Source organism: Pseudomonas sp. Ma2-10, assembly GCF_054330215.1.
In genome coordinates, this window is sequence record NZ_JBTEYL010000047.1 from 1 (window position 1) to 5,858 (window position 5,858).

The 5,858-nt window shown below is 54.7% G+C and carries 3 protein-coding genes and 2 pseudogenes; 1 reads left to right on the forward strand and 4 read right to left on the reverse strand.

Translation table 11 applies throughout. The features are described from left to right. From ACXPVS_RS27000 to ACXPVS_RS27015, 4 genes and pseudogenes are all read right to left on the reverse strand, one after another. Positions 1–99, reverse strand: a pseudogene (locus tag ACXPVS_RS27000) (transposase); the annotation flags it as partial. A gap of 387 nt (positions 100–486) precedes the next feature. Then, the gene (locus ACXPVS_RS27005) at positions 487–2,859 is read right to left on the reverse strand and encodes a TOTE conflict system archaeo-eukaryotic primase domain-containing protein (RefSeq protein WP_458512615.1); all 2,373 of its coding nucleotides are present in this window, start codon (positions 2,857–2,859) and stop codon (positions 487–489) included. Positions 2,860–3,055: 196 nt separating this feature from the next. Continuing rightward, positions 3,056–3,331: a hypothetical protein gene (locus ACXPVS_RS27010; RefSeq protein ID WP_080932528.1), complete on the reverse strand. Its 276-nt coding sequence runs from the start codon at positions 3,329–3,331 to the stop codon at positions 3,056–3,058. Further along, positions 3,328–4,309, reverse strand: a pseudogene (locus ACXPVS_RS27015) (integrase domain-containing protein). The gene ACXPVS_RS27010 and the pseudogene ACXPVS_RS27015 overlap by 4 nt, the downstream one beginning before the upstream one ends. Positions 4,310–5,449: 1,140 nt before the next feature. Here ACXPVS_RS27015 and ACXPVS_RS27020 point away from each other — a divergent pair. After that, positions 5,450–5,839 (forward strand): AlbA family DNA-binding domain-containing protein, encoded by a 390-nt coding sequence (locus ACXPVS_RS27020; RefSeq protein WP_458512616.1) that lies wholly within the window; start codon positions 5,450–5,452, stop codon positions 5,837–5,839. Positions 5,840–5,858: the final 19 nt, after the last annotated feature.

Below are 5,858 nucleotides of genomic sequence, written 5' to 3' on the forward strand. Positions count from 1 at the left end.
CACGATGCACAGCTGAACGACGGCTTTTGGGTAAACCGTTTCAATCGCCTCTGGGAAGCCTTTGAGGCCGTCCACGCAGGCGATGAAGATGTCTTGCACTGGTACGCGCTCCTGACCGGGAAATCGCAGTACCCCTAACATACCCTCGGGGAAGGGGGATTTTGTTGGATCCAGACAGAGGGTCCTGGAACGAAAAAACCCGCCAAAGGGCGGGTTTTCGGGGCTTCCAGAGCATTCGGTGGAATGCAATGGAGCCTAATGTGGTGCGGCACCAGGAGTCGAACGATTTCATAAGCTATTGAATTAGCTGTTTAATACTTAAAGACCTGTGCGACTCTACCTCTAAAACTACCTCAAGGTCCTCGTACGCCTGAGGATCTTGCTTGACGTGACTAATGGCGAATGGCTGGAGTCGACCCCACAGCGGCCGGTCATTCGTCTACGGAAGTGGGGTCGTTGAAGTGTCTACCGTCAACCACGTTAGAGTTAGAGTAGGTCCATGGTGGTCTTGGAATCAGCCATACGGTAGCCCATCGCTTTGTAACCCGCCTGGCGCTTATCCCACATCCTCAGCAGCGCGACATTACCCTCGTCAACGAAGTCGATCACTCGCACGTCGGTCTTATCGGCGTGCGTTCGATGCAACCGCCCCGCATATTGCTGAAGGATTCCTTTCCATGAGATGGGCATTGCCAGCACCAGCGTGTCCAACGGCGGATGATCGAAGCCTTCACCTACTAGTTTTCCTGTTGCCAGCAGCACTCGTGGAGCATCAGGGGGAAGGGACTCAAGCTCATGCATACGGGAAATCCGCTGTTTCTTAGGCACTCGCCCATGAAGCGTGAAAAGGTTATGCACGCGCTGCTTCAATTCTAATTCAAGGGCATCCACATGTTCCGTCCGCTCCGTTAGCACTAGAATTTTTCTACCCTCGTTGTACGCCAGCTCAATCTCCGAGACGATTTTGGCTGTCCGCTCAGAGTCGTCGGCTAGACGCCGAAAAACGTCCTGAATCCCAAAGCCGTCGGGGACCACTATTGGTTTGGGCAGCAATCGAGGCACGACAGATAGGTCATGGGGCGCACTCGCTGGTCGAGCAGCAGAATGTCGGATCGGTCCGCACTGCATGAAAATAATGGGCTGCTGCCCATCTCGGCGCACTGGGGTTGCTGTGAGTCCCAGTATGTACCGCGCGGTCGCGCTCCTCAGTAGTGCCTCGAATGACACTGCTGATAGGTGATGACACTCATCAACGATGATCTGGCCGTAATTTTTTACCTGATCGCTGATCTCGCCTTTTCGCGATAACGACTGCATTACGGCAATGTCGATGATGCCGGTAAGCTTCGCTTTTCCGCCCCCAAGAGTACCAACGACACCATTCCCGACTCCCAAGAACGCCTGCAAGCGCTCTTGCCACTGCCTTAACAGTTCCGTCCGATGCACAAGCACCAACGTGTTAATGCCACGTGCGGCAATCAACGCAGCAGCACTCACCGTTTTACCGAAAGCTGTCGGTGCGCAGAGGATACCGGTGTCATGACTTAGCATTGTGCTGACAGCAGCCTCTTGGTCAGAACGCAGGGTCCCGAGAAAGCTCACGTCGATGGGGTCGCCCGCGAAGCGTTCGTCTTTAAGAATAGGGGTAACCCCGTTTTCCTCTAAAAGCTCCAGCGCAGCATCCAAACAGCCACGTGGTAACGCAATATGTTTGGGGAAGTTCTGGGCACAGCCGATAATCCTTGGCTTGTTCCACACTGACATGCGCATGGCCTGAGCTTTGTAGAACTCAGGATTTTGAAAGGCAGCGAGCCGGACAAGCTGGTTTGCCAATGGCTGTGGCAATTCCGACTTTTCAAAGTAAATTAAGTTAGCCAGCGTGATGTTGACAGCAGCAGGCAACGGGCATGTCAATTTACGTGATCTCGATTCACGATCTTTCCAAGGTTCTGCATCACCTTCGTCATCGACATAGGCGACCCCTAGAGGGTCCCGATTACCCATCGCCTGGATAATAACGGGCTGGATATCTTCTGGACTCATGCGCTGAATCGATGCCAGGAAGGCCCATTGATCAGGATGAGGCTCAAGCGAGTCGTCTACAAAAACGCTATTGTTTTGGGCCCTGGCCCGCTTTTGTAAAGGGAGCGCGATGAGATTTCCAAAGCCGCCTTTGGGCATATAGTCCTGGTTTGGAAACAGTCGATCATAGGAGCTGAGCGCCAACTGGCGGGTGCGCTCACAGGCATGACTGATGATTGCAGCACCGAGGCGGCGTGCATCGCAGGCAGGAACATTACGCTCAAAGAAAGTCCAGCCATGAGCCCCTTGGCCTGAGCGCGATATTTCCAGCGCCACCGGGACGTTCAGCTCATGGCATGACTGCACAAAAGCTTTGGAATCATCACGCCATTCGGCCTCATCGAAGTCGACTGCCAAAAAATAACAAGTGTCATCAGAGAGTAGGGGGTAGATACCAACGACCACTTCGCCCGCCAGATGGCGATAGACCACCTCATCGGTCAGCGGAAGCAGCTGGCGGTTACCGCAGTCGCCACATTTAATTCGGGGCTTCTCACAAACGCCAGGCCTCCATTCGTTTGCGCAAGCGGGTGCGTATCCTGATTTGCCTGCCTTGCTTTCCCAGCGGATGGGATAAACGTCCGTCCTACCACGAAACAAGCTTCGGAATAGGGCAAGCTTTCCATCAGTATCGAGTTGCTGTGATTGTTCTGCTTGGACAATCGCTATCTTGACTGGCTCAGCAGGCGGGCGCCATTCGATGCCATGAGCATCCAGCAAGGCAACCAATCTTGCATTCTCAGCCCTTAGCTTCGCCACCAGACTAGTGTCTATCACCGCCTTCAGCCTCTACGTCTCAGGTGAAGCCTGTAGCCTCGAGCTACAACCCTCAGTCCATCAGTAAAACATAGAGGTTATCAAACAACAGAGGTTAGGTTCAGGTGCTCAAGAGGTCCGCCCTAATCCCAATCAAATTGTTGGCTGGCTCAATCTGCCAGTTAGGGATACAGAGCGCGCAGTTGCTGGCATTCGGCTAACGTTGAAAATTCCAGGATTTTCCTAGGCGCAGAGTGATCAGGCTTGTGGTCAGCAGGTAGTAGTAGCGCGTCGATTTCGAGTTTGAGTTCATGTGGTGGTTCAAAAACCAAACGAGATGCTTTCTTTGCCATGTCCATGGATTATCTCGGTTCCAGCGTTCAGAAATGGCTGCTTGAATAGTCTTGGCCTGGCGGATGTGACGTTCTCGTGTGGCATGTGCTCCAGTCAGTGCCCCAGCCAAGAAGATCTCCATATCGAATGGTTTATTCATACCCGACCACCGATGTACGCCGATACCACGTCGATTCGACCGTGTCCCAGCTCATAGCTGATGTGTAAGCGTGCCTCTCGATCCAGGCGTGGATCGAGGCGCCTGCCCCTGCCACCGTTGATGGGCGCTAGGTGATGGGTGATCTGCTCATAGCGTTCGCATGCATAAGCCGCGCGCAATTCGTGGAAGCCTTTGAGGTTGTGCGTATGGAGGATGTTTCGGGCGGGGCGTATGACACTCGGTTGGAAATCGAGGTAGCTCTCGTTCGGTGCCAGCAGGTTGCGGCTACCGTCGGGAGAGACCTGTTCGGCGTACCTGAGCGCTTCGCGAATATGGTCATCCACCCTGATCCAACGAGGCGCGGTTGCGCCGCTGCGGCCACCTTTAGTGCCATCCTGGATGTTGATCTTGTCGTAGTGTTCGGCTTCTCTTCGCAGGCGCGGAAGGTCGGCCAAGATGGCCTCGCGCAAGCGCATGCCGGTGGCTCGCGCCAACTGGGCGATGGCCGCCGCACGCGGCATTTGGTGTTCGCAGAGCACGTCGACGATCCGCTTCACGTGTTCGCGGTCTTGGCCTTGCGGCACCGAGCGACGAACACTGTTCCGCCGCATTCCCAGCGTCTTGCTCGGACTCGGCACTTTCACATACTGATCACCGCGAAGTGCGGCCATGGTTCGGTTTACGCTGGACAACCGGTTTTGCGCGGTGGCGATGCTGATAGCGTCTTGTTCAACTTGGTGACGCAGATGACCGGCGTAGTCCAGCAAGGTCCGCCAATCAATTTGCCTCGCATCGTTAAACCCCGGGCCCATCCTCAGACCGACACCATCGTACAAATGCCAGCCAACGATCACTGTGCGCTTTGACGGTTCCGTAATGCCCTCCGCCGAACATGTCTTTTAACGCCTGCGGCCCGGCATAACTCAGTTGCCGGCCATAGCCAAAATTGCGCCCGTCACGTTTACCTACCAGTGCCATGATCGAACTCCTCTTGAAGCCAAAACGTTTCAAACCTTCCTCACGTCATCCCGCCACGAATGTTGAGTGTTATCAGGGATCAAGGCCCCTGCGACCTGTGAGGGTTGTCCCCTAACGCGGGACTGGCGGCTCTTTACAACCGGGAGCTTGGGCATCTCATGATCCGGCCTCCTGAACACTTCCAAAGAAGTGGGCGGGTGGAGGCTGCGCTGGCTGACGAGACCGACGCCGCGAGATCTTGAGTCGGGTGAAGGCAGTGATGCGATGACCAGGGCATGCCTGACTGTCAGTCAGGTGCAGTCCATTCCCTGGGCTGCGGCACCATCATTTGCATCGCTGTTGCTGGTGACTTCGGTGTTTGTCACGACGATTGTCACGAGGGGGAATGCCGCAAAGCCTTGTACGAGGTAGGCTGCAGCAGTGGTAGGAGCGCCCGTCTCTTTCCGGATGAAAGAGACGGGCGCAGGTTGGCGCAATGAAATGGCCAAGCGAATAGGTTGCTGCAGGGCAGCTATAAAAGGGTATGAGTTGCCGCAGTGGCACTCTGGTAGAAGTGGGCATCCATCACATCGCTGTGACCGTGCGAGCCGCCGGACGCTAATCGCACTTTGGGGGAACCACCACGGTATGGCGTAGCCTTAAAGGTTCTGGCTACCTGGGTTGCTGTCAACGACAGCGCTTTGCCCGATCTTTTCTACGCCTGTGGATAATTTGGGTCAAGGCTCGAATTTTCGGGAGTACTGCGGCTGTGGATGAAATTATCCACCGGTGGAAATCCGTGGTTTTCCACAGACAGTTGGATGAGCTTTAGATTTTTTAAGTGAGGTCCATCCAAGCAGGGCGGCTTTGCAGCCCTGTTTGGATGGACCCGCGTGGACAAACGGATCATCGAGATTTCGAGAACGTACGCTTACTTTGCTGCGCCGCGATTGGCTTTTGGCCGTGTGACATTCGTGCAGAGTCGTGAGTGACATCCTCCTGCTGATTCGTGACAGGGAATCGGCTCCACCAGTTCATGATCAGTCTCCGCTCGTCGAGTTGCGTGCGACTATGGAAGACTGAGTACAATCCCCGCACGTATGTCTTTTCTTCGACCTTTTGCAGCTACGTGAAGCAGGCTGATCATTTAGGAAGTCTTTGATGTCACTCAATCCCCACACCCTTGAAGACCTGCCCTCGCTGGTTGAATCTGTCGAGCTCGAATGCAAGCTCGCTCAGGGGCAGGATGGGAAGGGAGAGTTGCCTAAGGATTTCTGGTTAACCTACTCCGCTTTTGCTAACACTCAGGGTGGGGTAGTACTGCTTGGCGTGCGCGAGAAGGATGGGCAGTTCAGCGTTGCAGGCCTATCAAATATCGAGAAAGTACGTACTGACCTGTTCAATACCCTCAACAATCCGGCCAAGGTCAGTGTCAATCTGCTGACTGACCGGGAGGTGGTCGTCAGAGAGTTGGTGCGTATTTCGCTCATCGTGACCGGTCATTTCGCTAACAACGTGACCGGTTTCTCCACCCGATTGCGCGGGGTCTAAATTCTAACCGCATCGGTCA

Coding starts and splice junctions, on each gene's coding strand:
- ACXPVS_RS27010 (WP_080932528.1), bottom strand. CDS start 3,331: ATGAATAAACCATTCGATATGGAGATCTTCTTGGCTGGGGCACTGACT.
- ACXPVS_RS27020 (WP_458512616.1), top strand. CDS start 5,450: ATGTCACTCAATCCCCACACCCTTGAAGACCTGCCCTCGCTGGTTGAA.